At 69.6% G+C, this 25,185-nt stretch carries 22 protein-coding genes, 1 tRNA gene and 1 pseudogene; 16 read left to right on the plus strand and 8 right to left on the minus strand.

All coding sequences use genetic code 11. The annotated features are described in order from the left end of the window. The first annotated feature begins 33 nt into the window (after positions 1-33). The 9 genes from OG858_RS25755 (at position 34) to OG858_RS25795 (ending at position 9,635) form a co-directional block, all read left to right on the plus strand. Positions 34-2,154, plus strand: a complete 2,121-nt coding sequence (locus OG858_RS25755) for an FtsK/SpoIIIE domain-containing protein (RefSeq protein ID WP_328544398.1) — start codon at positions 34-36, stop codon at positions 2,152-2,154. Positions 2,155-2,358: 204 nt separating this feature from the next. Next, entirely contained in the window at positions 2,359-2,823 is a 465-nt protein-coding gene (locus tag OG858_RS25760; protein WP_328544397.1) for a hypothetical protein, read from the plus strand. A gap of 13 nt (positions 2,824-2,836) precedes the next feature. Then, a complete protein-coding gene (locus tag OG858_RS25765; RefSeq protein ID WP_328544396.1) occupies positions 2,837-3,631 on the plus strand; it encodes a deazapurine DNA modification protein DpdA family protein in 795 nt (264 codons plus the stop codon). Between the two features lie 14 nt (positions 3,632-3,645). Further along, on the plus strand, positions 3,646-4,140 hold the full coding sequence (locus tag OG858_RS25770; protein ID WP_328544395.1) for a hypothetical protein: 495 nt from the start codon (positions 3,646-3,648) through the stop codon (positions 4,138-4,140). 89 nt (positions 4,141-4,229) lie between these two features. Then, complete coding sequence (locus tag OG858_RS25775) at positions 4,230-4,964, plus strand: DNA cytosine methyltransferase (RefSeq protein ID WP_328544394.1); 735 nt, start codon at positions 4,230-4,232, stop codon at positions 4,962-4,964. Further along, positions 4,961-5,794, plus strand: coding sequence for a bifunctional DNA primase/polymerase (locus tag OG858_RS25780; RefSeq protein ID WP_328544393.1), 834 nt, complete (start codon positions 4,961-4,963; stop codon positions 5,792-5,794). The genes OG858_RS25775 and OG858_RS25780 overlap by 4 nt, the downstream gene beginning before the upstream one ends. Before the next feature lie 2 nt (positions 5,795-5,796). Further along, on the plus strand, positions 5,797-7,272 hold the full coding sequence (locus tag OG858_RS25785; protein ID WP_328545306.1) for an ATP-binding protein: 1,476 nt from the start codon (positions 5,797-5,799) through the stop codon (positions 7,270-7,272). Positions 7,273-7,729: 457 nt separating this feature from the next. Then, a complete protein-coding gene (locus OG858_RS25790; protein WP_328544392.1) occupies positions 7,730-8,068 on the plus strand; it encodes a helix-turn-helix domain-containing protein in 339 nt (112 codons plus the stop codon). A 58-nt stretch (positions 8,069-8,126) separates the two neighbouring features. After that, positions 8,127-9,635 (plus strand): tyrosine-type recombinase/integrase, encoded by a 1,509-nt coding sequence (locus OG858_RS25795; RefSeq protein WP_328544391.1) that lies wholly within the window; start codon positions 8,127-8,129, stop codon positions 9,633-9,635. Positions 9,636-9,753: 118 nt separating this feature from the next. Here OG858_RS25795 and OG858_RS25800 read toward each other — a convergent pair. From OG858_RS25800 to OG858_RS25810, 3 genes are all read right to left on the minus strand, one after another. Next, positions 9,754-9,827: transfer RNA gene (locus OG858_RS25800), tRNA-Pro, on the minus strand. 29 nt (positions 9,828-9,856) lie between these two features. Beyond that, a complete protein-coding gene (locus tag OG858_RS25805) occupies positions 9,857-10,690 on the minus strand; it encodes a Pr6Pr family membrane protein (protein WP_328544390.1) in 834 nt (277 codons plus the stop codon). Positions 10,691-10,886: 196 nt separating this feature from the next. Continuing rightward, a complete protein-coding gene (locus OG858_RS25810; protein WP_319316878.1) occupies positions 10,887-11,816 on the minus strand; it encodes a metallophosphoesterase in 930 nt (309 codons plus the stop codon). Positions 11,817-12,206: 390 nt separating this feature from the next. Here OG858_RS25810 and OG858_RS25815 point away from each other — a divergent pair, with 390 nt between their 5' ends. Further along, positions 12,207-12,674, plus strand: coding sequence for a GatB/YqeY domain-containing protein (locus OG858_RS25815; protein WP_037702595.1), 468 nt, complete (start codon positions 12,207-12,209; stop codon positions 12,672-12,674). A gap of 156 nt (positions 12,675-12,830) precedes the next feature. On the opposite strand, the gene OG858_RS25820 is transcribed toward OG858_RS25815, so the two are convergent. Next, complete coding sequence (locus tag OG858_RS25820) at positions 12,831-15,155, minus strand: transglycosylase domain-containing protein (protein WP_179201076.1); 2,325 nt, start codon at positions 15,153-15,155, stop codon at positions 12,831-12,833. 764 nt (positions 15,156-15,919) lie between these two features. Here OG858_RS25820 and wblA point away from each other — a divergent pair. Then, positions 15,920-16,258 (plus strand): transcriptional regulator WblA, encoded by a 339-nt coding sequence (wblA, locus tag OG858_RS25825; RefSeq protein ID WP_037702588.1) that lies wholly within the window; start codon positions 15,920-15,922, stop codon positions 16,256-16,258. A gap of 251 nt (positions 16,259-16,509) precedes the next feature. On the opposite strand, the gene OG858_RS25830 is transcribed toward wblA, so the two are convergent. After that, positions 16,510-17,919: an ArsA family ATPase gene (locus OG858_RS25830; protein WP_328544389.1), complete on the minus strand. Its 1,410-nt coding sequence runs from the start codon at positions 17,917-17,919 to the stop codon at positions 16,510-16,512. Beyond that, positions 17,916-18,893 carry an ArsA family ATPase gene (locus OG858_RS25835; RefSeq protein ID WP_086749213.1) on the minus strand — a complete coding sequence of 326 codons (978 nt, stop codon included), beginning with the start codon at positions 18,891-18,893 and terminating at the stop codon, positions 17,916-17,918. The genes OG858_RS25830 and OG858_RS25835 overlap by 4 nt, the downstream gene beginning before the upstream one ends. 253 nt (positions 18,894-19,146) lie before the next feature. Here OG858_RS25835 and OG858_RS25840 point away from each other — a divergent pair, with 253 nt between their 5' ends. The 4 genes from OG858_RS25840 (at position 19,147) to OG858_RS25855 (ending at position 21,679) form a co-directional block, all read left to right on the plus strand. Continuing rightward, positions 19,147-19,305: a DUF4177 domain-containing protein gene (locus OG858_RS25840; RefSeq protein ID WP_005476015.1), complete on the plus strand. Its 159-nt coding sequence runs from the start codon at positions 19,147-19,149 to the stop codon at positions 19,303-19,305. Beyond that, complete coding sequence (locus OG858_RS25845; RefSeq protein ID WP_086749214.1) at positions 19,302-19,769, plus strand: RidA family protein; 468 nt, start codon at positions 19,302-19,304, stop codon at positions 19,767-19,769. The genes OG858_RS25840 and OG858_RS25845 overlap by 4 nt, the downstream gene beginning before the upstream one ends. A gap of 61 nt (positions 19,770-19,830) precedes the next feature. Then, positions 19,831-20,700 carry an NUDIX hydrolase gene (locus OG858_RS25850; RefSeq protein ID WP_086749215.1) on the plus strand — a complete coding sequence of 290 codons (870 nt, stop codon included), beginning with the start codon at positions 19,831-19,833 and terminating at the stop codon, positions 20,698-20,700. 148 nt (positions 20,701-20,848) lie between these two features. After that, positions 20,849-21,679, plus strand: a complete 831-nt coding sequence (locus OG858_RS25855; protein WP_086749216.1) for an MBL fold metallo-hydrolase — start codon at positions 20,849-20,851, stop codon at positions 21,677-21,679. Positions 21,680-21,823: 144 nt separating this feature from the next. On the opposite strand, the pseudogene OG858_RS25860 reads toward OG858_RS25855, so the two are convergent. After that, positions 21,824-22,678: pseudogene (locus OG858_RS25860) on the minus strand (nucleotidyltransferase). 468 nt (positions 22,679-23,146) lie between these two features. After that, a complete protein-coding gene (locus OG858_RS25865; RefSeq protein WP_005476003.1) occupies positions 23,147-23,821 on the minus strand; it encodes a Crp/Fnr family transcriptional regulator in 675 nt (224 codons plus the stop codon). 336 nt (positions 23,822-24,157) lie between these two features. Between OG858_RS25865 and nth the strand changes: the two genes are divergently transcribed. Beyond that, positions 24,158-25,057 carry an endonuclease III gene (nth, locus tag OG858_RS25870; RefSeq protein ID WP_319065536.1) on the plus strand — a complete coding sequence of 300 codons (900 nt, stop codon included), beginning with the start codon at positions 24,158-24,160 and terminating at the stop codon, positions 25,055-25,057. Positions 25,058-25,185 lie beyond the last annotated feature (128 nt).

The raw sequence follows: 25,185 nt of genomic DNA on the forward strand, positions 1-25,185 counted from the left end.
GCCCCCGAGGGGGCAGTCAGGAGCAGTACCAGCATGACCGAGAACGTCGTCCGTCTCGTCAAAACCCCCCTGACCGGCGCTGAGCCGGACGTGAGTCCCACGGTGCTGACCGTGGTGCCCGACGCCCCGCCCGCGCCCCTGGTGCCGTTGTGGGTGCGCTCCGGGCGCGCCGTGAAGACGGCGGTCACGCACGAGAACACCAAGAGCGCCGCCCGTGCGGTGGCCCGTCACAGCCTCTACACGTTCAACGGGGGCCGGATCGTGGCCCGCCGCACCTGGGACGGCAAGACCGGCGCCCGATACGAGCGCATGATCCGCACGGCGGAAGCCGCGGGAAACCTCGAAGCGGCCGAGGAGTGGGAGGAGCGGTTGCAGCGTTTCCGCCAGGCCCGCCACCACCGCCGCATGGACCTGCTCCACTCGCCCGTGGAGGCCGCCAAGGGACTTGCGGTCGGTGCCGGGGTGGGCATCGGGGTGCTGGTCGCGCTCGGGGTGGTGATGGCGATCAACAACCATGACGTCACCGACGTCATCACCCCGCTGAAGGCAACGATCGAGTTCATCGCCCTGCTGATCCGGATCGTGCAGGTCACGTGGGGTACTGCGCTGATCGTCGGTCCGTTGCTCGCTCTGTTCGCGCTGTGGGCCGTGGGCAGCAAGCAGCAGGCCGCACCCGCGTGGGCGCTGCCCGCGAACGTCCGCAGTGGTGAGGGCGAGCCGGTCACCCCGTCGATCGTCGTCAAGGCTCTGCGCGACCTCGGGGTGCCCGCGCTGCGCAACGCCATCAAAGAGATGGGCGACGCCGGCGCGTCCATGCTGGGTCCGATCCGGATTGCCGGATGCGGCGTCGAAGTCGACGTCACCCTTCCTTCCGGGGTGTCGACGATCGAAGTGCAGAATCGGCGCCGCAAGCTCGCGGAGAACCTGACCCGGCACGAGCACGAAGTGTTCATCACCATCCCGCAAGCGGCGCGTACGGTCCGTCTGTGGGTGGCCGACTCGGGCGCGTTGGACGAGCCGATCGGGCCGTCTCCGCTGGTCACCGACGAGACGATGACCGCCGACTACACCAAGGGCAAGGCGCCGTGGGGGCAGGACCTGCGTGGCGACATGGCGGCGCTGAGCGTGTATCAGCGCCACCTGCTGATCACCGGGTTGTCGAACCAGGGCAAGACCGTCGCCCTGCGCTCCCTGGCGCTGTGGCTGGCGTTGGACAAGTCGGTGCAGTTCTGGATCGGGGACCTCAAGGGCATCGGTGACTGGAAGATGTTCTACGGCCTGGCCGACGTGCTGATCCAGGGCCCGACCGACGACCACGTGATCCAGGTGACCGAGATGGTCGAGAACGCGGTCGAGGAGATGAACCGCCGTATCCAGGCCCCGCCCGGAACGGTGTTCCCCGCCCTGATCGTGATCGTGGACGAAGCACAGATGGCGTTCATGTGCCCGGTCAAGGACGAGGACGGGCGCCCGTACGGCGGCTCCAAGGCCACCTCCCGGTACTTCATGGCGGTCCGCAAGATTCACAACCAGGGCCGTGCCGTGAACGTCCTGATGTGGCAGGGGACGCAGGACCCCACCGACCAGAACCTTCCCAAGCTGGTCCGCGAGGGCGCCCACACCCGTGCTTCCCTCGCGCTGGGCACGGAGTCGCAGGCACGGATGGCCCTGGGGGACAAGGCCGTCGACGGCGGCGCCGCCCCCAACCTGCTGCGCCCCGGCTTGGATCAGGGAACCCTGGTCCTCGCCTCGTCCGGCATCGCCATTCCCGCCGGGCAGGCCTCCATCACGGTCCGCACGCACTACATCGACGACGACGCAGCCGAAGCCATCACCGACCGCGCCAAGGCCATGCGCTCCGGGATCACCACGCTGACCGTGATCGAGCGGGGCGAGGAGCGTGACCCGCTCGCGGACATCCTCGGGGCGATGGGTGACGCGCCTCGTCTGCTCACGCTCGACATCCTCAAGCGCCTCGCCGCGCTGGACGAGACGGCCTACGACGGCTGGACGTTCGGCGACCTCAAGCGCGTGCTGGAGGCCGAGGGCGAGGAGCCGAAGAAGTCCAACGGGCGCATGGTCGTCCACCGCGATCACGTCCTGCGCGCCCTCGCCAACCGCGACGGCGACGGTTCCGCTTCCGCCGCCGAGTAACAGGGAGGCCCGTCCTCCCACGGCAGGGAGGCGGGGATACACCCCCAACCCCCTCCCTGCCCCACATCCCTGGCCCTGACCTGCACAAATGATCAGTCAGGGAGTCAGGGAGGCACCCCAGATCAGACCCCTGAAACCCCCTCCACAGCCCATCCGTCAGGGGGTGTCCCTGCCTCCCTGGCCTACCGCCGGAAGGGATTCCGCATGTACCCCGACCACACCCAACCCGCGCCCGAACAGCGTGCCCTGGACGTCCACTACCCCACCCCGATACAGCCCGTCGCCGCCGTTCCGGCGCCGCTGGTTCCCGTCCAGCCCGGCAGCGTCCCGGCGGTCGCGTCCGTCGTCCTGCCGGACGGACGGGTCGTCACCGGCTACGCCATCAACCCCGTGCAGCCCGAACCGGTCGCGACCCCGCCGGCCGTCTCCCGCGCGGCGGTGAACGTCGCCCTCGGGGGCGTCGGGTTCCTCGCCGTGTGTGGCGGACTGCTGCTCCTCACCACGTTCATCACCGCCCTCACCGCACTGATCACTCAGCTCATCACCTTGGCCGCCGTCATCTTCGGCGGCTGGATCGCCATCCAGGTCCTCAGTGCGAACGGTCACAAGGGCGGGACCACGATCAACGCCCGCAAGGCAGTCATCAAGCGCAACAAGTTCTACGGCTGAGGAGGCCACCACCTTGCGCTTCTACCTGACCACCCACAAACGCCACTGGGTCCGCCTCACCGGAGTACCGCTGTTCCTGAAGTCCGCGCACTTCGTCGAAGCCGTCAAGCTCCCTGAAGCGGTCGGCCCGTACGCGGTGGACTCCGGTGGCTTCTCGGAGCTCCAGCAACACGGCCGCTGGACCCGCACCCCGCGCCAGTACGTCGACGACCTCTACCGCATCTGGGAAGGCGTCGGCCCGTTCGACTGGGCCGCCCCGCAAGACTGGATGTGCGAACCCCTGATCATCCATGGCGGCCAAGCCGGACCGCTCACCTTCGCCGGCACCCATCTGAGCGTGGGCGAGCATCAACGCCGCACCGTCGCCAACTACCTGGAACTACGTGCGATGGCGCCGGACCTACCGATCATCCCGGTGCTTCAGGGCTGGGAGATAGCCGACTACGAACGCTGCGTCGCCCTGTACGAGGGCGCGGGTATCGACCTGAAGCGGGAACCGGTGGTGGGGCTCGGCTCGGTATGCCGACGCCAGTCCACCCGCGAAGGCGCCGCCATCGTCACCACCCTGGCCGCCCACGGACTGCGACTGCACGGCTTCGGCTTCAAGACCCTGGGCCTGGCCCGCGTCGGGCATCTCATGGCCTCAGCCGATTCCCTCGCCTGGAGCTCCCACGCGCGCCGCCGCCCGGCCATGGACGGACACCCGCACAAGAACTGCGCCAACTGCCTGCCCTACGCCCTGCGTTGGCGCACCCGCGCCCTGGCGGCTCTGCCCACCTGGCAACAGCCGCTCCTCGACACCGTCTGACGAAGGGACCCCAAATGACCACGCCCGCCGCCGTCTGGGACGACAACGACCCGCTCATGGAAGCCGTCGCCCTGGCCGTCTGGGAACAGTGCGACCGGCAGGACTACCGCACCACCAACGACGATCCCCGCCACATCGCCGCCGTCGCCCGCGCGGTCCTGCTGCCCGACACCACGAACGGCGCCGGTCATGCCGTACCGGAGCCCTGGCCGACGGCGGAAGACGCGTACGCCGACGCGCCGAGCATCCTCAGCGAGATCGGCTGGACGGCCCGTTTCCTGGCTGGCCTCAAGTGCTTCACCGCGCTGGACCGGGAGTTCTACCTCCGCAAGGCCGCGCTGCTGGACCGCATCGCGCTCCTGGACGAACCCGACGACCCGCACGGCGACGTCACCGGAACCGCCGTAGCCGCCGCCCTGTACCTGATCGACACCGACCGGGCGGACGTCACCGGCGACCCACGCGGCTACGTCCGCCGCCAGTACACCCACTGGGCCAGGAACAACTAGCTACGCCAAGGGCGGCCCCCGCATCTCGCCAAAGAACCGGGGCCGCCCTTGTCCAGCCAGTCACCATCAAGGAACTGGAGACCTCCAGCATGACCCAACCCACCGACATCCGGCGAACGCCCGGCCACCGGCCGCGCCTGCTGGACCTGTTCTCGTGCGCCGGCGGCGCCGCAACCGGCTACCAGCGGGCAGGGTTCGACGTGGACGGCTGCGACATCGCCGACCGCCCGAACTACCCCTTCCCCTACCATCGGGGTGACGCCCTCGACTACCTCGCCCACCTGATCACCACCGGCGAGATCGGGCGGTACGCGTTGGTCCACGTGTCCCCGCCGTGCCAGGACAAGTGCACCCTGACCGTGGGCACGAACGCGTCGCAGGGGTGGGGTGGAACGCATGTCGACCTGGTCGCGCCCACCCGCGCGCTCCTCGAACGGACCGGTCTGCCGTACGTCATGGAGCAGCCCAACGGCCGTGCGGAGATCCGCAAAGACCTCACCCTGTGCGGCGAGATGTTCGGACTCGGTGTCATCCGCCACCGCAACTTTGAGTTGGGCGGCTGGACGATCGAGCGGCCGGCGCACGTCCCGCACAGGGGCCGCGTACGGGGATGGCGGCACGGTGCCTACTTCGACGGCCCGTATGTCGCCGCGTACGGCAACGGCGGCGGCAAGCCCACCGTCCCGGAGCTGCAAGCCGCGCTGGGCATCACGTGGACCGACGTGCGCGAGGAACTGACCGAGGCCATCCCGCCCGCCTACAGCGAGTTCATCGGCCGCGCCAACCTCGCCGCCGCAGTGCTGGACGGGAGGGCCGCAGCGTGAGCGTCCACCTGCACACCGCACTGGAGTTGGCGGCGGCCGGTGTGCCGCCGCTGCCGCTGCGGGCAGGGAAGGTGCCGTTCGGCAACTGCCCTACCTGCGCGAAGAACGCGTGCGGCGGCCGGCCGAACATGAAGACCCCCGGCCCCTGCCAGTGCCCCGGCGTCTGCCACGCGTGGGCCGCCGCCACCACCGACCCGAACGTACTCAACTCCCCCCAGTGGGCCACCGCATGGTGGCACGCCGCCGCAGTTGGCTACCACCCCGGCGGCACCGGCCTCACCGTCGTCGACCTCGACAACCCGGACGCCGTCGCTTGGGCACGCGAGACACTGCCCGCTACCCGGACCGTGGCGACCACGCGGGGTGAGCACTGGATCTACCGGGGCGCCATGCGTTCCGTGAACGGCGTCCGTGACGGCGTGGACATCAAGTCCACGATGGCCTACGCCCGTTGGCTCGGTCCCGGTACCGGCACCATGACGACGCTGCCGGCGGTGGTGCGCGCGCTGGTCGTGAAGGAACCTTCCACGGTCCGGCCGTCTGCCATCACGGTGCCCGCACGGGTCGGGGGTGGGGAGTGCCGTCACCGCACGCCCGCCTATCTGGAGCGTGGCATTGCCATGGCGGAGCAGCGCATCACCGACGCGTCCAGTGCAGTGCACGCCACGGTGTACCGGACGTTCCTCGCCGTGCTGTCCACGCACGGCCGGTGCGGGTGCCTCACCGACGCTCACACCGCGCGGTTGTTCACCGCCGCGCAGGCCAAGGGTGAATCGCTGCGGCACTGCACCGACGCGTGGACCAACGCCCTGACCAGGTTGGGACTGTGACCATGTCCGAGGACGAGAAGAATCCGGCCCGCGCGGTCATCGCGGACTACGCGCAGTCGCATTTCCGGTACTTCCGTACCGCCGACGGGACCGTGTACGCGCAGAAGAACGGCCACCCCGTCGCCCGCCCGATCCGCTCACAAGGCACCACGGGCAGCCACCGCCAGGAACTCATGGTCGGCCTGTTCAAGGACGGAATCGGCGTGTTCAACGGATCCGCACTCAAGGAGGCCTTGGACTTGATCGAAGCACTCGCACTGACCGAAGACGTGCAGCCCGTCCACATCCGCGTCGCACCCGGATTCGACGGGGCCACGTGGCTGGACCTCGGCCGCGATGACGGGCAGTCCGTCCGCATCCACCCCACCGGCTGGGACATCCTCACCCCCGACCCCCGCGAAGTCTGCTGGCGCCGCACCCAGCTCACCGGCGAACTGCCCCTGCCCGCCAAGGACACCAACGGCAAGGGCATCGATCTCCTGCTGCGGCTGTGCAACTTCGCCAATGCCGAGACCGAGTGCCTGGCCATCGCGTGGCTGATCGGCTGCCTGGGTCCGTCCGTTCCCGTGCCCGCCCCTTTCCTCACCGGGCCGCAGGGCGCGGGGAAGTCCACGGGTGGGCGGATGCTGGTGCGGATCATCGAGGGCATGGGCGGTGACCTGCGCCGGGCGCCGAAGGACGAGGAGAATCTGATCGCAGCGGTGGCGGCGGGATGGGTCACCGCGCTGGACAACCTCTCCCACATGACGCCGGACCTGTCGGACGCGATGTGCTGCATCGTCACCGGCGCCGAGAGCGTCAAGCGTGCTCTGTTCACCGACGGGGACGTGTTCCGCGTCGGCTACCGCCGGCCCCTGCTCCTGACCGGCATCGACGTCGGCGTCATCCGGCCCGACCTCGCCGAACGGCTCCTGCCGCTCCGCCTGGAACGCCCCAGCATCCGGCGCACCGAGGCGGAACTGTGGGCGGAGTACGCGGAGGTGTTGCCCGTCGTTCTCGGCTCGCTCCTGGACCTCACGGTCAAGGTCCGCGCGGTAGCGGCGGAGACCCCGACCGACCTGCGCATGGCGGACTTCGCGCACCTGTGCGCACAACTCGACGCCGCCACCGGCCTCGGAGCTCTGCCCGCCTACCGGGCCAGCCTGGACGACCTCAACGACGACGTGATCGAGGGCGACCTCCTCGCACAGACCGTCCTCAGGCATGCCGACACCATCGAGCCGGGCGCGGACCAGCGGATGACGTCCACCGAGTGGCTGCACTGCCTCAGCCGCCTCTACAGCGGCGACGAACTGCGTGCCCTGCCCAAGGGCTGGCCGACCACGGGCAAAGTCCTCTCCGACCGCCTCAAGCGCCTCCAACCGACACTGGCCGCCCGGGGTGTCCTCATCGACACCGGCCGCACCAGCGAAGGCCGCTACCTCGAAATGACCCGCCCCGCTACCTCGCCCCCACACGAGCAGAAGCCCGCGTTCTGACCCGCGACCCGTACCCGCCCGGACAAGCAAGAGGAGCACCGGCACCGTGGGGCGTGCTCCTCTTGCTGTTCGGCGGAACGCCGCCCCAAGGTCGCGCCGCGCAGCGGCCCCTTCTTCACGCTTGAAGAGGCACCGCACCACAACAGACACCCCCTCTTTTGTCCTAAGAGGGAAGACGCTGCGTCATCTGCGTCATGCCAGCCGAAAAACGGCACCTGACCTGCGGCGACAGCCATGACGCAGACGGCCGTCTCTGCGTCATCCTGCGTCATCTGCGTCATGGGCTACGTCACGGATGACGCAGCCCATGACGCACCCATGACGCACACCCACACCACCGCGTCACACAAAACTGCAGGTCACAGCCCCGTATGACGCTGATGACGCAATGACGCAGAAATCCGCACCTCGGACAGACACGGGCTTCGGAACCTCCGAAGCGAACCCCAGAGGAGACATGAAAGTGCGTCAGAAGATCACTGACTTGCCTCAGCTCCACTCCGCTGCGGATGTTGCCCAAGCGCTCGGCTGCTCCGAGTGGTGGGTGAAGGAACAAGCTCGCAGGGGACGCATTCCCTTCACCAAGCCCGGTGGCAGCTACCGGTTCACGGTCGAGCACTTCGTAGAGATCATGCGCATCTTCGAGAGCCGCCCCACGGATGCCCGTGTTGCCACCGCCCGAGCTACACCAGCACCGCGACGCCAGGTGGTGGCCATAGCAACGGTGCCCGCCACCCCTCTGAAGGCACGGACGCCGCGTAGGGCGCAGCAGCACCAATCGCAGAGCGCAGCCTGATTCCATGTGCCGCCCGGTCCTCCAACCGGGCGGCACATCCGTCTTTAGGGAGAGCAAGTTGGGTTACGCCGAGAACCTCGGCACGTACTGGCGCGGCCGGTACAAGCTCGCGCCGGGCAAGTACGCCACTGTCCGAGATGCCGATGGTGAGGCCATCCGCTTCCGGACCAAGCCGGCGGCAAAGAAGGCGGCGGACGCTGAAGAAGCGAAGCTTCTGGCCGGAACGAAGAAGGCGCCTCCTGAGCGGATCACTTTCGGCGCCTACGCGAACCGCTGGTATGCCGCGCAGGACTTGGCGGCGTCCACCATGCAGAACTACCGGCGGCACATCGAAGAACACTTGCTCCCCGCGTTCGAGGATTTCGCCGTCGCAGACATCTTGAGCACCGACATCGCCGCTTGGGAGAAGCACGAACGCGCCGTCCCGTACGCGGCAACCAGCGTCAAGACATGGCGGGCGACACTGCATCTGATCCTCGCCGACGCCGTTGACGAGGGGCTGCGCGACTCCAACCCGGCAACCAGGCGCCGAGGACGAGGCAAGCGCGCTGGTCGCTCACGCAACCGTGGCCCGGAGAAGGCGGTCACAACGGCACTCGGCATTCTGCTGCTCTCCGAGCGGATGGCGCTGTTGTCCGGGCGCGACGACGAGTTCGTCGGCGGCATCATCTTGGGCTATACCGGCATGCGCTGGGGCGAGGTCGTTGGCCTTGAGACGGAGTTCGTCCGGCCGAAGAGCATTCGTGTTGAGTGGCAGCTCTACGAACTGGACACCGGCGAACTGCACCGTTGCCCGCCTAAGGACGACTCGTACCGCGACGTCGACACTCCGGACTTCCTCGCCGCGCTGCTTGCCGGCCACATCGCCCGGACGAGACCGAAGCCTTGCGAGTGCCACGGACTGACCTACGTCTTCCGCGGACACGGAACGGCCAATGGGTCCGCGAGTCGCCCGGGGGCGAAGCTGGCCGACGTGGCTCGCCGCGCCGGCGTCTCGACCGGCACCGTTTCCAACGTCCTCAACCGGCCGGACGCCGTGGCGGAACCGACTCGGCTCAAGGTGCTGGAGGCCATCACCGATCTCGGGTACGTCCGCAACGCGGGATCAGGGGAGTTGGCCGCCCACTGGCGACGCTCTGGCTTCGCCACGTGGCTCTTTCAGCCGGCCGTCACAGGGCGGTATCCCGGGCGCGGCACTCAGGAAGAGCACCCGGTGCCCGTTGTCGCCGAGCCGTGGCCCGGCATCCCGGCGCGCGGACGAGGCGCCTCCAAGCGGGCTGAGGCGTGCTGGGTGCCGATCGCTCCCGGACTGACCCCGCACGGGTTGCGCCACACCCACAAGACGCTGATGAGGGAAGTGGGGACCCCGCCGAAGCTCATGGACGAACGCTTGGGCCATGAAGACGGTTCTGTTCAGTCGCGCTACGACCACATCACGGCCGGCATGCGGCAGAGGCTGATGAACGCGCTCACCGGGATGTGGGAGGAAGCGTTGAACGCGCGTCGGGAGATGAGTCCCGGCTCGCCCGTGGCTGCTCTGGACGCGTTGCTGAAGGCTCGTGGGTAGGGCGTCGGCCTGGAGACGATTCCAAGATTTTCTCCAGGATTTCTCCAGAGAGCCCCTGGAGAACGAGGCAGGCCCGGCGCTGATTTCTCAGCACCGGGCCTGACCTGGCGTTTTACTGTCGGGGTGGCGGGATTTGAACCCACGACCTCTTCGTCCCGAACGAAGCGCGCTGCCAAGCTGCGCTACACCCCGATTGTCACTGCTTGTCGCGGCGACGTCGTTTACTTTAGCCCACCGGTGGCTTGAGACGAAATCCGGTTTTCGGGGCGTCGGTCGTGGCGGTCGGGGCGCCCCCGGCGAGGGTGCACGGGGTCGGGGCGGAGGTGGTCGACGGCGATGAGGAGGAGGGCGAGGGCGTAGAAGGCGAGGCCCAGGAGGAGGGTGTTGCCGAGGACGCTCTTGTAGCCGTGGCGGTCGACGTCCAGGAACGGGTAGAGGTACGGGGCCGGCCAGTCGGGCGTCACCAGGGCGGCTCGGCCGAGCGTGAACGCCAGGTACACCAGCGGGTAGAGCAACCAGGCCGCCGCATGGCTCAGGCGGGGTGGCGCCGGCCGGGTCAGGAACAGCCAGTCCGCCACCACCGCGAGGGGGATCGCGGTGTGGATGGCGATGCTGGTCAGGGCGAGCCAGCCGGTGGGGGCGGTCGCGGCGCCCGTCGGCGTCATCGACATGGAGAAGGCCGTCGCGTCCTTCGTCAGGATCAGGTGGTACACCAAGGCCGTGATCATGGCGTAGAGCACCGTGCCGCCTGTCGCCCAGGAGGGCAGGGGACGGCGGGCCGACCACGCGCTGCGCGCCGAGGCGGCGAAGACCAGTGCCACCAGGGCCGTGCTCTGGACCGAGAAATGGCTGAACGCCCGGAGGGGGCTGCCCAGCGCCATCTCGATCACCACGGCCGCTGCCGCCGCCAGTGCGACCAAGGCGCGGTACGCCGACGCCAGTGGGCGTCGTGTCGGTGTCACCACCGCCGTCGCGGGCACGACGGATGTCACCGGCGCGGGAATGCCCGAGATCGCGGGCAGATCGGGGATGTCCCTGGGTATCGGTGCGGTCATGCGCTCACGCTAGGACCACCCGACGAAACGGGCTATTCGGGATGATCCGTACGGGTCGGCGTCCCCTCTCGGCGACAGCTTTCACCACCGGCCTGATCGCCAGGTCTCACCGGCAGACACCCACGCTCGACGCGTCGGCTCACACGCGCCCGACCCTTCAGCTCGCCCGCACCACCCTCATGAGCCTCCCCGGCGCCTACTCCTCCCGCCCCACCAAGGTCAGCAGCGAGGCCTCCGGCGGGCAGGCGAACCGCACCGGGGTGTAGCGGTTCGTGCCGCAGCCGGCCGACACGTGCAGGTACGCGGTGCGGCCGTCGGCCGTGTGCGTGGAGAGGCCCTTCACGCGGTCCGTGTCGAGATCGCAGTTGGTGACGAGGGCGCCGTAGAAGGGGATGCAGAGCTGACCGCCGTGGGTGTGGCCGGCGAGGACGAGGGGGTAGCCGTCGGCGGTGAAGGCGTCGAGGGTGCGGAGGTAAGGAGCATGGACGACGCCCAGGGAGAGGTCGGCGGAGTCGGACGGGCCGCCGGCCACGCGGGCGTAGCGGTCCCGCTTGATGTGGGGGTCGTCGAGGCCGGTCAGCTCGACCGACATGCCCTCGATCTTCAGCGTGCCGCGGGTGTTGGTGAGGTTGAGCCAGCCCGCCCCGTCGAAGCCGTCCCGCAGGTCCTCCCACGGGTTGTGGATGACGCCGACCACGGGCTTGTTGCCGTTCAGGCCGTGGCGGCCCTGGACCTTCTCCAGGAGATAGCGGGCGGGGTTGCGCGGTTGCGGGCCGTAGTAGTCGTTCGAGCCGAAGACGTACGCGCCCGGGAACTCCATCAGCGGGCCCAGCGCGTCCAGAACCTCGGGGACGCCCTCGGTGTCGGAGAGGTTGTCCCCGGTGTTGATCACGAAGTCGGGGCGCAGTCCGGCCAGGGAACGCAGCCATCGCTGCTTCTTCCGCTGCCCGCTCACCATGTGGATGTCGGAGACCTGGAGTATGCGCAACGGCCGCATGCCCGGGGGCAGCACAGGCACGGTCACCCGCCGCAGCCGGAAGGAGCGGGCCTCGAAACCCGCCGCGTACACCACACCGGCGGCACCGACCGCCGCGATCCCCAGAGGTACTCCGTATCGCGCTTGCATGTGTCCATCGTGTCAGACCCCGCCGAGCCCGAGCGCCGACCTGTGGACAACCGCCGACCGCCACCGCCGATCGTCAACTTCCCCTGTGGACAGCCCACTCCGGTCCACACTTGCGACCACGCGCCCGACCACTTCGCGAACCGCCACTGATCCGCACCCGCCCCGTCCCCGCCCCGCCACTGATCCGCACCCGCCTCGTCCCCGCCCCGTCTCCGACCCGCACCCGCCTCGTCCCCGCCCCGTCTCCGACCCGCACCCGACCCGTCCCCGACCCGCACCCGCCGCCCCGCACCCGACCCGCCACGGATCAGCCCCGGACAGGCCACCGATCCGCACACACCAGCGAAATCAAGGCGCGCTTCCTCCACCACACCTGCGACAATCGGCCCCATGACCACGCTCAAGTCGAAGCTGCAGGAAGACCTCAACGCCGCCATCAAGGAGCGCGACGAGCTCCGCTCCTCGACGCTCCGGCTGACGCTCACCGCGATCACCAAGGAAGAGGTCGCGGGCAAGGAGAAGCGTGAGCTCTCCGACGACGAGGTGCTCAAGGTGATCACCAAGGAGGCGAAGAAGCGCCGCGAGGCCGCGGACGCCTTCGCCCAGGGCGGTCGTACGGAGTCGGCCGAGCGGGAGACGGCGGAGGGCGAGTTCCTCGCCGAGTACCTGCCCAAGCAGCTGTCCGACGAGGAGCTCAAGCAGATCGTCGGCCAGGCCGTCGAGGAGGCTCGGGCCGCCGGTGCCGAGGGCCCGCGCGCGATGGGCCAGGTCATGAAGATCGTCAACCCGAAGGTGGCCGGGCTCGCCGAGGGCGGCCGGGTCGCCGCCATCGTCAAGCAGCAGCTCACGGGCGCCTGAGCAGCCCTCAGGCTCTCGCCCGCTCTCCAGCGGAACGGCGGTGGGGGCGCCCCTTCTCAAGGGGCGCCCCCACCGCCGTATTCATGCGGATCAGCGACTCATCGGATCAGGCGCTCATCGCATCAGAGGCTCTTCCGATCGACCGTCCGGTAGCTGTCAGCCGAACCCGCCACCATTGCCGTTCCCGTTGTTCCCGCCGTTGGTCTGGCCCTGGATCCAGTTCTCCGGGATGGAGAACTCCGGGGTCGGGAAGGTGGTTCCGCCGTCGGTTCCGCCGAAGAACCCGTCGTCGTTGTCGCCGTCGTCACCATTGCCGTTGTCGTCGTTGTTGCCGTTCCCGTTGCCGTTCCCGTTCCCGTTGTCGTCGTCCCCGCGGTCGCGGTCGCGGTCCGGCCTCTCGTCGGGGATGAAGACGTGGTTGAAGTCGAGACTGGGCTTGCCCTCCAGCGCGCCGGACATCATGTCGCGCCAGATCGGGCCGGGGACCTTTCCACCGAAGACCTTGTCGTAGCCCACGCCGCCGATGGTGATGTTCACCATGCGGCGCTTGTGCGCGGGGTCGCCCACCCAGACGGCACCGGCCATGTTCGGCGTGTAGCCCACGAACCAGGCCGCGTAACGGAAGTCCGTCGTACCGGTCTTACCGGCGCTGGGACGGCTGGGGCCGAGGCCGGCCTCCGTACCCGTACCGTCCTCCACCACGCCCTCCAGAAGGGTGCTGATGGTGTCCGCGGTCTTCTCGGACATGGCGCGCGAGCACGTCGACTTCGGGACCTCCAGCGACTTCGACTTCTCGCCGACCCGCTGGGTGATGGACTCGATGGCGACCGGTGTGCAGTACATGCCGCGCGAGGCGAAGGTCGCGTACGCGTTCGCCATGGTCAGCGGGGACATCTCCTGCGTGCCGAGCGCTATCGACGGGGCCTGGTCCATCTTGCGACCGTCGGCGCGCTCGACGCCCATCTTCCCGGCCATCTCCGTCACCGGGCAGATGCCGATGTCCGCGATCATCTGCACGAAGTAGGTGTTGACCGACAGCGCGGTCGCCTTCTCCATCGAGTACGGGCCGACCTCGGACGCGCTCTCGTTCTCGAGTTTTGCGGCGTCGCTGCCGGTGCTGTTGCGCCAGGTACCGCCACCACAGGTGGAGATCGGGCTCGGGTAGAGCATCTCGTACGGCGCGGGGTAGATCTTCCCCGGGGACATGCCGTCCTCGATGGCCGCCGCGGCGACGATCGGCTTGAACGTCGAACCGGGCTGGTAGCCCGCTCCGCCGCCCATCGACTCGTCCACCGAGAGGTTGATCGACGTCTCGTTCTTCTTGGTGTCGAGGCCGTACGGCCTCGACTGGCCCATGGCCAGGATCTTGCCGGTGCCGGGCTCCACGATGGTGGCGGCGGTGGCCACCTCGTCCTTCTGCCTGACGTGCTTTTTGACGGAGGCCTGGACCGACTTCTGGGCCTTCGGGTCCATCGTCGTCCGGATCGTCAGACCACCCTGGTTCCAGATCTTGGCCCGGGCCTCCTTGGACTTGCCGAAGATCGGGTCGTTCAGGAACACCTCGCGCACGTAGTCGCAGAAGAAGCCCGCGCCCTTGACGGCCGTGATGCAGCCGTTCTTCGGCCGACTGATGTCGAGGCCGAGCGGCTTCTCCTTGGCCTTGTCGGCCTCCGCCCGCGAGATGTCGCCAAGGTCGGCCATGCGCTGCAGCACGGTGTTGCGCCGCTTGGTGGCTTCCTGCGGGTCGTTCACCGGGTCGTACCGGCTGGGCGACTGCACGATGCCGGCGAGGAGCGCGGCCTCCTCGACCTTCAGGTCCTTTGCGGACTTGGAGAAGTAGCGCTGGGAGGCGGCCTCGACGCCGTAGGCCTGCTGGCCGAAGAACGTGATGTTCAGGTAGTTCTCGAGGATCTTCTTCTTGCCGAGTTCCTCCTCGAGCTGGATCGCGTACTTCAGCTCGCGGATCTTCCGGCCGAGGGTCTGCTGGATGGCCTGGGCGACGAGTGTCGGATCGTCACCGGCCTCCTCCACCGCGACGTTCTTCACCAGCTGCTGCGTCAGCGTGGACGCGCCCTGGGCGACCCCGCCCTCCTGCGCGTTCCGGTTGACCGCGCGCAGCACGCCCTTCAGGTCGACCGCGCCGTGCTGGTAGAAGCGGGCGTCCTCGATGGCGATGATCGCCTGCTGCATGTACGGCGAGATCTCCTTGAGATCGACCACCGTACGGTCGCGGCTGTACACCGTGGCGATCGAGTCGCCCTTGCTGTCGAGGATCGTGGTGCGCTGGCTCAGCGGCGGCTGCTTGAGGTTGGCTGGGAGTTCGTCGAACCCCTCGACCGAACCCTTGGCCGCCAGCCCCAGGGCGCCGACCGCGGGCAGCGCGATGCCCGCCATGACGGCACCGGCGAGCACGCTGACACCTAGGAACTTGGCGGCCTGTTGTGTGGGGGACAGACCACCACCCGAGCGCTTGTTTGGCATGAGGGCAGCCTAATCCGTAGCGACGGGCGTTCCGAAGGAGCGGGTGGGTCCGAAGGGGTACGGGTGCCGGATCGTGACATCCACGGCCCGTGACGGAGGCGGCCGTCGATGATCCGGGGCATGAGACCTGAGGTCAGGGCGTTGCTCGTCGAGGGCCCGCTGCCCGACGGGGACGCGAGCGAGGACTGAGAGACCGGCAGACGGGACGGGTGGGGCAACTGAACGCCGTACCCAGGCGGGTATTGGCGAAGAAGGCGGCGGCGCCGTTCGGCTGAGGGTCCCATCGGCCCTACGGCAGGCCGGTGTCAGGCGGGCTGGTCGAGCACGCGGGCGGCATGGAGGCGTGAAGGAACATGAACGGTTGTCTACGTTCCCATTCGCCGGACACACGCACAGGCGTTGGCCTAAGCTGCTCCCGACTGTCACAGCCGTAGGCCCTTGTATCAAGTACGTCCAGCGAGCCCGAATCGTTCTGACGTTCTTCCGATTTTTTTCCGGTGCCGTGTCCGAATACACCTCGTGTGTCATTCGGTGTCCGTTGTGACGCATGTCAACTGTCCCGTTCTGTCGGGATAGTCATGTATGTCCTCAGGTCACTCCCGCGGGTGATCTGCCGCTTACGCATAGTCCGTTCGGGCCATTCAAGATTGGGCCCGAAGGGGGTGTTGCGCTGTGCCCACCTTCCGTAACGTCCTCAACTGGCGGCGGTGAATATGCCGCTGCCGCCGTGGGGGAGCCTCGATTCGGGAGAGGACGGCGCCGGTATGGGCTGGGTAACCGACTGGAGTGCGCAGGCTGGCTGCCGCACTACCGATCCGGATGAACTGTTCGTTCAAGGAGCAGCGCAGAACAGGGCCAAGGCAGTGTGCACCGGATGCCCGGTGCGCACGGAGTGCCTGGCGGACGCGTTGGACAACCGCGTCGAGTTCGGCGTGTGGGGAGGAATGACGGAGCGCGAGCGCCGCGCACTGCTGCGCAGGCGTCCGACCGTCACGTCTTGGCGCAGGCTGCTGGAGACCGCGCGCACGGAGTACGAGCGTGGCGCGGGCATTCTGCCGCTCGACGATGACGAGATCTACGAGAACTACGCGGCGGTGAGCTGAGGGCGAGGCCCCTTCCGGGCCACGTCGGTCGAGGGCGCCCTTGAGGTGTCGGCGCGTCGGGCAGGTGTGCCGGCTCTCGGGTGCCCCGAGACGTGGATCCGCAGTCGGGGCATGGTTCGGTCCTCGGCCCCGGTCGTACGGTCCCGGGCCCGTTCGTAGGGTCCTAGGGCAGCCGTCGGAAGATCGGCCGTCCGACAGTGGTGAACATCAGCTGTCCGACAGCAGCGAAGACCAGTCGTCCGACAGTGGTATCAGTCGTCGGAGGTGGGAAGTTCCGGCCTTATGGCCGCGAGCCGGTCGCCGATGTTCCGCAGACCCACCAGGTCGTGGACATCACCGGGCAGCGCGGCCACTTCGGCCACGGCCACCTCGGGATGCAGCGCGGTGAAGCGGTCACGCGTGCGCTGCTCGCGGGAGAGCAGTCGCATCCGCTCGGCGTGCAACCTGAGCAGTCCCGCCGTGAGCTGTTCCACGGTCAGGTCCGGGGAGACGGCCTGATCGGCAACGGCCTGATCGGCAACGGCCTGATCGGCGACGGTCTGGTTCTGCTGGTCCGGGGCGGGGGAGCCCTCCGGGGTGCCGGTCGGTGCGGGAGATTCTGGACTGCCTGAACTGCCGTACGTGTCGGGAGAGTTACGAACTGCTTTCCCGTCCATCTGATCCACAATGCGGGGCTCGTCAAGATTTTCCGCGGCGGCGAGCGCGCGCTCGGCGGACAGCTGGGCCGCGCCGCTGCCATGGACGCGGTTGAGTACCAGCCCGGCCAGCGGCATGTCCTCGGCCGCCAGCCGCTCCACGAAGTACGCCGCCTCGCGCAGCGCGTCCCGCTCCGGCGCGGCCACCACGAGGAAGGCCGTGCCGGGCGCCTGGAGCAGCTTGTACGTGGCGTCCGCGCGCGTACGGAAGCCGCCGAACATGGAGTCCATGGCGGCCACGAACGTCTGCACGTCCTTGAGCAGTTGACCGCCGAGAAGCTTGCCCAGGGCGCCCGTCATCATCGACATGCCGACGTTCAGGAACTTCATGCCGGCCCGCCCGCCGACCTTCGCCGGCGCCAGCAGGACGCGGATCAGCTTGCCGTCGAGGAACGAGCCGAGCCGCTTCGGGGCGTCCAGGAAGTCCAGCGCCGAGCGGGAGGGCGGCGTGTCGACGATGATCAGGTCCCACTCGTCGCGGGCCCGCAACTGGCCCAGCTTCTCCATCGCCATGTACTCCTGCGTGCCCGCGAAGCCCGCCGAGAGCGACTGGTAGAAGGGGTTGCTCAGGATGGCGGAGGCCCGGTCCGGGTCCGCGTGCGCCTCGACGATCTCGTCGAAGGTGCGCTTCATGTCGAGCATCATCGCGTGCAGTTGGCCGTCCCCGTCGATGCCCTTCACCCGCCGCGGGGTGTTGTCCAGCGAGTCGATGCCCATGGACTGGGCGAGCCGCCGGGCCGGGTCGATCGTGAGCACGACCACCTTGCGGCCGCGCTCGGCGGCCCGTACCCCGAGGGCCGCCGCCGTGGTCGTCTTGCCCACCCCGCCGGCGCCGCAGCACACCACGATGCGCGTCTGCGGGTCGTCCAGCAGGGGGTCGATCGCAAGAGGGCGGGTCGAGCCGATCACGCGGTGTCCCTCGGGGGAGTGGGCCGCATCGTGCGTGGCGGCCGGGTCCGGAGTCATGAGATCCCTTGCTGACGCAGTTCCGTGGCCAGTTCGTACAGGCCCGCCAGATCCATTCCTTCGGCGAGCAAAGGCAGTTCGTGCAGGGGCAGGCCCAGCTCGCCCAGTACGCCCCGCTGTTCGTGCTCCAGGGTGTACCGCTCGGCGTACTCCTCCGCCTGCGCGAGCAGCGGCTCCACCATGCGCTCGGCGGTGCCGCCACGCCGCGCGCCGCCCAGACCCGCCGTGGACAGGGACTTGGCGACGGCCGTGCGCGGCACCGCGCGCGCGAACTCCAGCTCGTCGGCGTCCAGCAACTCGGGCCGCACCATGTTGACGATGATCCGCCCCACCGGCAGCTTCGCGGCCCGCAGCTCGGCGATGCCGTCCGCCGTCTCCTGGACGGGCATCTCCTCCAGCAGCGTCACCAGATGCACGGCCGTCTCGGGGGACTTCAGGACCCGCATGACGGCCTGGGCCTGATTGTGTATCGGGCCGATCTTGGCGAGGCCCGCCACCTCGTCGTTGACGTTCAGGAAGCGGGTGATGCGCCCGGTGGGCGGCGCGTCCATCACCACGTAGTCGTAGGAGAACCGCCCGCTCTTCTCCTTGCGGCGCACCGCCTCGCAGGCCTTGCCGGTCAGCAGCACGTCCCTCAGGCCGGGCGCGACGGTGGTCGCGAAGTCGATGGCGCCGAGTTTCTTCAGGGCCCGACCCGCGCTGCCCAGCTTGTAGAACATCTGGAGGTAGTCCAACAGGGCCAGTTCGGGGTCGATGGCCAGCGCGTACACCTCCCCGCCCCCGGGTGCCACCGCGATCTTCCGCTCCTCGTACGGCAGTGCCTCTGCCTCGAAGAGCTGCGCGATGCCCTGTCTGCCCTCGACCTCGACCAGGAGGGTGCGCTTCCCCTCGGTCGCGAGGGCGAGCGCGAGTGCGGCGGCGACCGTGGTCTTTCCGGTCCCGCCCTTGCCGCTGACGACCTGGAGCCTGCTCACGTATTCGAGCCTAACCAGTCCGCGCGCGGACTACGCGGGAGGCTGTGGACAACTTGTGCTCTCCCCGCCTGTCGGCCCCGGCCCGTCCAGGCCCTCCTGCCCGCCGGAACGGCGGCGGAACCCCGCACCGGGCCGAGACGGAACCCCGCACCGGGCCGAGACGGAACCCCGCGCCGGACCGAGACGGAACCCGCGCCGGGCCGAGACGGAACCCGTGCCGGACAGGGGCCGGGCAGCGGATAAAGTCGGCCACATGACCAAGTGGGAATACTCAACCGTGCCGCTGCTCGTCCACGCCACGAAGCAGATTCTGGACACCTGGGGCGAGGACGGCTGGGAGCTCGTCCAGGTCGTACCCGGGCCGAACAACCCCGAGCAGCTGGTGGCCTACCTGAAGCGGCCCAAGCCGTGAGCGCCGTCGAGGCCAGACTCGCGGAACTCGGGCTGAGGCTGCCCGAGGTCGTGCCGCCGCTCGCCGCGTACCAGCCGGCCGTGCAGTCCGGCATGTACGTGTACACCGCCGGGCAGCTCCCCATGGTGGAGGGCAAGCTGCCCGTCACCGGCAAGGTCGGCGCCGAGGTCACCCCCGAGGAGGCCAAGGAACTCGCTCGTACCTGCGCGCTGAACGCGCTGGCCGCCGTGAAGTCCGTGGCGGGCGACCTGGACCGTGTCGCGCGCGTGGTGAAGGTCGTCGGCTTCGTGGCCTCGGCCTCCGACTTCACGGGCCAGCCCGCGGTGCTGAACGGCGCGAGCGAACTCCTGGGCGCCGTCTTCGGCGACAAGGGCGTCCACGCGCGCAGCGCGGTCGGCGTTGCGGTACTGCCGCTGGACGCGCCGGTCGAGGTGGAGCTCCAGGTGGAGCTCACCAGCGCGTAGCGGTCGCCAAGAGCGCGGAGGCTCACTCGAACATCAGCCCGTGACGAGTTAGCCTCCGCCCATGGCAAACGGGCAGTGGTACCCAGCCGAGTGGCCGGACCGCATCCGCGCACTCGCGGCCGGCACGCTGACACCGGTGACCCCCAGGCGGGCCGCCACCGTCATGCTGCTCAAGGACACGGCCGACACCCCGGTCGTGCACATGCTGCGCAGACGCGCCTCCATGGCCTTCGCCGGAGGCGCGTACGCGTATCCCGGCGGCGGTGTGGATCCCCGCGACGACGACCACCAGATCCGCTGGGCGGGCCCCACGCGCGCGTGGTGGGCGTCCAGGCTCGGCGTCGACGAGACCGACGCCCAGGCGATCATCTGCGCGGCCGTACGGGAGACGTACGAGGAGGCGGGCGTGCTGCTCGCCGGGCCCGGCTCCGACACCGTGGTCGGCGACACCACAGGGGACGACTGGGAGGCGGACCGCGCGGCGGTGGCCGCCCGGGAGCTGTCCTTCGCGGAGTTCCTGGAGCGCAGAGGGTTGGTCCTGCGGTCCGATCTGCTGGGCGCCTGGGCCCGCTGGATCACCCCCGAGTTCGAGTCCCGCCGCTACGACACCTGGTTCTTCGTGGCGGCCCTCCCGCAGGGCCAGCGCACCCGCAACGCCTCCACGGAGGCCGACCGCACGGTGTGGATCCGCCCCCGGGACGCGGCGGACGGCTACGACAAGGGCGAACTGCTGATGATGCCGCCCACCATCGCGACGCTGCGCCGGCTCGCGCGGTACGACACGGCCGCCGCCGCGCTCGCCGCCGCACCCGCCCGCGACCTGACCCCCGTACTCGCCGAGGCCCGCCTGGAGGACGGCGAAGTGGTTCTCTCCTGGCCCGGCCACGCCGAGTTCACCAAGCGCGTGTCGGCCGCCGGAGACTCCACGTGACGGGTACGTCGGCCCTCCCGGGACGGCCTGGCGGCGAGGCCCTGTTCCTCCGGGCGCCCCGCACCCCGCCCCACGGGCGTCGAAACGCCGCGCCGGCCACCCTCCCACACCGTGACACCCCGCCCACCCAGCTGGAAGGCGCCCCCGCATGACCGACGCAGCAGCCCTTCCCGGCCAGCCCCGGGGCGGGGTCCTGTCCGGGCCCGCCACCGCGCGCGCGGTAAACGTGCTCGCGCCGAACGCGTCCGTGATGACGCTGGACGGGACCAACACCTGGATCGTGTCCGAACCCGACTCCGAGCTGGCGGTCGTGGTCGACCCGGGGCCGCTGGACGACGTCCACCTGCGCAACGTCGTCGACACGGCGGAGTCGGCGGGCAAGCGGGTCGCGCTGACCCTGCTCACGCACGGGCACCCGGACCACGCGGAGGGCGCCGCCCGCTTCGCCGAGCTGACCAGGACGAACGTAAGGGCCCTCGACCCGGCGCTGCGGCTCGGCGACGAAGGGCTCTGCGCGGGCGACGTCGTCTCGGTCGGCGGCCTCGAACTCCGCGTCGTTCCCACCCCCGGCCACACCGCAGACTCGCTCTGCTTCCATCTCCCGGCCGACCGGGCCGTCCTGACGGGCGACACCGTGCTGGGGCGCGGTACGACGGTCGTGGCCCACCCCGACGGCCGTCTCGGCGACTATCTCGACTCCCTCCGCCGCCTCAGGTCCCTCACGGTCGACGACGGCGTCCACACCGTCCTCCCCGGCCACGGCCCCGTCCTGGAGGACGCCCAGGGCGCCGTCGAGTTCTACCTCGTCCACCGCGCCCACCGACTCGCCCAGGTCGAGACGGCCGTCGAGAACGGCCACCGCACCCCCGGCGAGGTCGTGGCCCGGGTCTACGCGGATGTCGACCGCTCCCTGTGGCCGGCCGCGGAACTCTCGGTACGGGCGCAAATGGAGTACCTGACCGACCACGGCCTCATCTGATCCCGAGCCTGAGCGGCTGCCTCCGGGGCCACGCGCGACCGAGGGGTCTCCCTGGGCCTCGGAGGCCTCCCGGGCCTCAGCGGCGCCTCCCAGGCGCCTCCAGGGGCCCTCCCGGGGCGCGCTCGGAGCCCCATGACCCGAGGATCAGCCCCCTCGGCCCTTCGCTGATCTCCTGGGCGGGGGCGCTCTGGCGCCGTGCACGCGCGCGTACTCACTGGCGCCGTGCACGCGCGCGTACTCATCGGCCGGCCAGGGCCCGAGGTCGTCCAGATGCGCCCGCAGAACGTCGGCCCGGGCACCCGGCTCGTCCCCGTCAACCACCGCCGCGCGCATCCGGGCACCGCGCTCCGGGTAGTACTCGCCGAACGCCTCCGCCATCTCGTGCAGATCGCTGTCCAGCCGTTCCAGCGGGGCATGACGAGGGTGAACCCGGTGCGGACGAGCTGCCGGGAGCAACCGCGGACGAGCACCCGCCGGGCGTCTTCGGTCGTGGCCCGCGCGACCCGCTCACGCCGGCGCGGCAGCTCCGGCGCGAGGTCGCCGTTGGTCTCGCGGGCGAGGAGGGAGCCTGGCCGATGGCGAGACACGTCCTGCGCCAGGTCCTCGCCCGGCAGGGGAGTGCACAGACAGGCCACGAACCAGCCCAGGTCGTACCGCTTCAGGTCGCTGAGTACCTGCGCCCGGCTGACCAGCAGCGTTCCGGCCCGTCGATCTGCGGAAACTCGGTGTCCCATCCCTCGTCCAGCACCCGAGCCCCCGCCCGGTCCGCCTCCACGGGCTCCTCGCGCAAAGCCGGCAACAGATCGAGGTCACTGCGCCCCGGACGTGCCGTGCCCCGGGGAATCGACCCATAGAGGTACGCACTGTGCAGCCGCCCCCGAACACGTCCACAACCCGGTCCCGAGCCGCCACCACCGGCCGAAACACCCTGGGCACCCGCCCGAGCGCCCCCTCCCGCTCGATGTATCCGCGACTGTCCAGCCCTCGTGCACGCCCCATTCCGGCCCCACGGTCACTGTGCGCCGTGGGACGTACGGGGGCAGGTCATTGCGCAGGTCGTTTACGCAGGTCATTTACGGGGCGGGGCGCCAGGAGAGCTGAGCGGCCAAGAAATCCGGCGGGGGCCAGGGAGGTGGCGCACCTCCGGCGGGGTCCGGGGCCGAGCCCAGTGAGGCAGGGCCGAAGGGGCGGCATTCTCTGGGGACGGGGACGGGGACGGGGACGGGAACGGGAACGGGCAGGGGCGGCGGGGCGAAACCAAATGGGGCCCGCCCCGCGAACGAGACGAACCCCATCGACGTACGAACGGCCGTACGGCCCGGCCCGGCGATCCAGCCCCACCGGTGTACGACCCGCGCAGACCCGCAGACCGCGTCGGCGTTACGTCCCGCAGGCCGCACCGCCGTATGACCGAGCCCGCGCCGGAGTACGACCCTCAGGCCGCGCCGGAGTGCGACCGAGCCCGCGTCAGCGAGACCGCTTGGCCAGCCGCTCCACGTCCAGCAGGATCACCGCGCGAGCCTCCAACCGCAGCCACCCCCGCTGCGCGAAGTCCGCCAGCGCCTTGTTCACGGTCTCCCGGGACGCACCCACGAGCTGTGCCAGCTCCTCCTGCGTGAGGTCGTGCACCACATGGATGCCCTCCTCCGACTGCACACCGAACCGCCGGGAGAGGTCCAGCAGCGCGCGAGCGACCCGCCCGGGTACGTCCGAGAACACGAGGTCGGACATCTGGTCGTTGGTCTTGCGCAGACGACGTGCGACAGCTCGCAGCAGCGCCGCGGCCACCTCGGGCCGCGCGTTGAGCCACGGCTGGAGGTCGCCGTGGCCGAGGCCGAGCAGCTTGACCTCGGTCAGCGCCGTGGCGGTCGCCGTCCGCGGACCCGGGTCGAACAGCGACAGCTCGCCGATCAGCTCACCGGGGCCGAGCACGGCCAGCATGTTCTCGCGGCCGTCGGGCGACGCGCGGTGAAGCTTGACCTTGCCTTCGGTGACCACATAGAGGCGGTCACCCGGGTCGCCCTCGTGAAAGAGAGCGTCACCGCGCGCGAGGGTCACCTCACTCATGGAGGCGCGGAGCTCCGCGGCCTGCTCGTCATCGAGCGCCGCGAAGAGCGGGGCGCGCCGCAGAACGTCGTCCACGAGTTCTCTCCTTGTCGACCTGCTCAGGGGATCTTGCTCCCCGTACTACCAGGTACTACCAGGGGACCGTGTTCCCCATCTTGCCGGACGGACCAAACAGTGTGATCTGTCACAAGGATGCCGCACACATGTCCCGGGGTAAGCGTCAGGGGTCCAATTGGGGGCCGATCTTCAGGGCCCGGGGCGGATGTCGGTGCCGGGCTTTAGGCTGGCCGGGTGTCCAAATCGCCGGTGAGAGCACAGGCCAAGGGGGCTGGGCGGGTGGTTGTACGTCGCGATTCCGCTGTGGGCGAACAGGGCCCCACGGGAGCGAACAAAACGGCAAAGGCGACGAAGGTGTCCGATCCATCAACGGCGGAGAACTCCGCCCAGAAGACCACGGCCCCGGCGAAGAAGGCCGCCCCGGCGAGCAGGCCCGCCATCGCCCGGAAGACGGTGGCGAAGAAGGCGGTCTCGAAGCCCGAGTCGCAGACCGCCCTGGTCCGCCGTGCCCGTCGCATCAACCGCGAACTCGCCGAGGTGTACCCCTACGCGCACCCGGAACTGGACTTCGAGAACTCCTTCCAACTGATCGTCGCCACGGTCCTGTCCGCGCAGACGACCGACCTGCGGGTCAACCAGACGACACCGGCGCTCTTCGCGAAGTACCCCACCCCGGAGGAGCTGGCCGCGGCCAACCCGGAGGAGGTCGAGGAGATCCTGCGGCCCTGCGGGTTCTTCCGGGCCAAGACGAAGTCGGTCATAGGGCTGTCGAAGGCCCTCGTGGAGAATCACGGTGGTGAGGTCCCCGGCCGCCTCGAAGACCTCGTCAAACTGCCCGGCGTAGGCCGCAAGACCGCCTTCGTCGTGCTGGGCAACGCCTTCGGCCGCCCCGGCATCACCGTCGACACGCACTTCCAGCGGCTCGTACGACGCTGGCGATGGACCGAGGCGACCGACCCGGACAAGATCGAGGCGGCCATCGGCGCGCTCTTCCCGAAGAGCGAGTGGACGATGCTGTCGCACCACGTGATCTTCCACGGCCGCCGTATCTGTCACGCCCGGAAACCGGCCTGCGGCGCCTGCCCCATCGCCCCGCTCTGTCCGGCGTTCGGCGAGGGCGAAACGGACCCGGAGAAGGCCCAGAAGCTCCTGAAGTACGAGAAGGGCGGCTTCCCCGGCCAGCGCCTCAAGCCGCCGCAGTCCTACCTGGACGCGGGCGGCATCCCGGCCCCGCCCCTGGGAGCCGCCGGATGACGGGCCCCACGGAGCAGTCAGGCGCGCACCCTCTTTGTCGCAGTACCCGCCACCCACAAGAGGGACGCGAGCCCCGAGTGGAACGAACAGTGGTCCCGCGGGCGTTGGGACCGGAAGAACGACGGGGG

Origin of the sequence: Streptomyces europaeiscabiei (genome assembly GCF_036346855.1) — a bacterium.
GTDB lineage: Bacteria > Actinomycetota > Actinomycetes > Streptomycetales > Streptomycetaceae > Streptomyces > Streptomyces europaeiscabiei.